General features: G+C 36.6%; 3 protein-coding genes. 2 read left to right on the top strand and 1 reads right to left on the bottom strand.

The genetic code is table 11. The annotated features are described in order from the left end of the window. The coding region (locus tag RT143_RS12260; protein ID WP_313093376.1) for an aspartate/glutamate racemase family protein at positions 1-365 on the top strand (365 nt) is incomplete at its 5' end. Positions 366-427: 62 nt separating this feature from the next. Here RT143_RS12260 and RT143_RS12265 read toward each other — a convergent pair. After that, positions 428-1,339, bottom strand: a complete 912-nt coding sequence (locus RT143_RS12265) for a DMT family transporter (protein ID WP_159771225.1) — start codon at positions 1,337-1,339, stop codon at positions 428-430. A 125-nt stretch (positions 1,340-1,464) separates the two neighbouring features. On the opposite strand from RT143_RS12265, the gene RT143_RS12270 reads away from it, so the two are divergent. Next, positions 1,465-2,130 (top strand): hypothetical protein, encoded by a 666-nt coding sequence (locus RT143_RS12270; RefSeq protein ID WP_159771223.1) that lies wholly within the window; start codon positions 1,465-1,467, stop codon positions 2,128-2,130. Positions 2,131-2,182: the final 52 nt, after the last annotated feature.

The raw sequence follows: 2,182 nt of genomic DNA on the forward strand, positions 1-2,182 counted from the left end.
AAGCCATTGCTAAACAAGGCTTGGACAAAGTAGGATTGTTAGGGACTAGTTTTAGTATGACGGATGGCTTTTACCAAACAACTTTAGCCAAATATGGTATCCAAACGATTATTCCTAACGAATCTGATCAGCAAATCGTGCACCACATTATTTATGATGAGTTGTGTTTAAACAACATTAAACGGAGCTCTGCCGAGCAATATATTCGAATCATTGAGACACTCAAAGCGCAGGGTGCACAAGCCGTAATTTTGGGGTGTACTGAAATCGGACTGCTTATCAATGAAGAAAACAGCCCACTACCGGTGTTTGACACCACACTTCTGCATATCGATGCAGCGATAACATGGATGTTGGCTCAATAAAAACATGCGATTACTAATGGGTCAAGTAATCGCTTTATAAGCTAGTGTAGACGTTGTTATGGCTAAGACACTTGCCTAGCCGTCTTTTGGGTTTGATAAACCGTTGCCACAACTAAGAGACAAATGATTAAACTTAGCCAACTCCACCGCTCACCCATAAATAAAACCGCCACACCATATGTTAAAAATGTTTGTAATAGCTGTAACTGACTAATTGTAGCGATACCACCCATAGCTAATGCTTTATTCCAACTAAAAAAACCGAATAGTCCGCTCACGCTGGCCAAAAACAATAAGGCACCCATATGGCTAGCTTTCATCATATTAATATGAGAAAAATCTACGAAAGCCAAGGACAGTCCTAAAATAATTGGAAAGTTGAGTACTAACATCCAGCAAATTACCTGCCACCCAGGCATGCTTTGTGATAGCTGACCACTTTGGGCATAGCCAAACCCTGCTAATATCACTGCCAAGGCTAAGTAGATATCGCCTAATACTAAACTCTGTAAATCTTTAGTCATTACCACGTAGCCTATGACCAATAGCGCCCCAACAATCGACCAAATCCAAAAGGCTAGAGGCATTATCTTTTTACTAAGCCATACCCCAAAAACGGCAGTCGATAACGGTAAAATCGCTAGTACAATCGCCCCATGACTCACAGGTACCGACTTCATAGCAAGGCTAGAGAATATCGGAAAACCGTAAATAATGCCCAGTGAACCAAGATATAAACGAATGACTTGCTGGCGGTTTGGCAGAGCACAATGTTTGATCAATAAGATAATCATTGCCATAACACCGCCAATTAACGAACGCAGTAAACCTACTTCTAGACCTGTTAAGACTTGCACAGCAATTTTGCTAAAAGGCAGCGTTAAAGAAAAGGCAAAAACAGAGAGCAAACCCAGTAATACCGCTGTGTTGGCTTGAGAATTGTGCGTTATATTGATGCTAGTTGAATAAGTCATAATATCGCTTAATGGCCGAATTTCATTTACTATAAACAAATTAACCAACACAATCCCGATATGATTTTCAAATAATTTTAAAAAGTGTACTGTCAAACGTGCCAATACAGTTTGTGAGATGAAGAATGATTCCTAAAAGGTTTGAAGCTGAATTAAACAATTTAATTGAGAAGTTTGATAAAGAAGCTATTGATAAAAGAATTGCTGTATATCAAAGATACATATATATCCATTCTAGATTAGGTAATGTTTTTCCCACTATTCCCTTACCAATAGTTGTTAATTCTCCATTAAATGATAATGAATTGGGAAACTTCATTGTTGAATGTTTAGATAAATGGTGTCGAAGTAAATATCAAAATGCAAGAAGAACTAATCTTGATTTAGGCATGGTGATTATCAATTTACAAGGTGATTTATGGAGATTTAGCGTTCCTAATTTCTATGGAAAATGTGAGTTCTTCATAGAAAAAAACTTGAATATCAAAGGAGGTCAGAATCAAACAAATATCTTACGGATGTGTAAAGAAATCACGCCTTTTATGATAGAGAGATTAACTGATGACGAGCTTGAATTAATCATTGACTTGTATTCCAAAGCTTTAGAATCTTTTCAAATTCTAAATCATTGGAATTCTTATTTGATTTTCGCTGAATCTATTAGAGCTGATCTTAGAAGTATAAAAAATCATCTTGAGATAAATAATCAAAATTTGGGACAGGTAAAATACGCTTTTATGCAATGCGTGGAAAAAATCCTTAAATCCTTTTTATTAAAAGCAGGTCTATAAGGTACTCCCCAATGTCTAGACCAAATAATCACAAAATTAAGATAGAATTGGG

Source organism: Moraxella sp. CTOTU48268, from assembly GCF_032069585.1.
Taxonomy (GTDB): Bacteria; Pseudomonadota; Gammaproteobacteria; order Pseudomonadales; family Moraxellaceae; genus Faucicola; species Faucicola cinerea.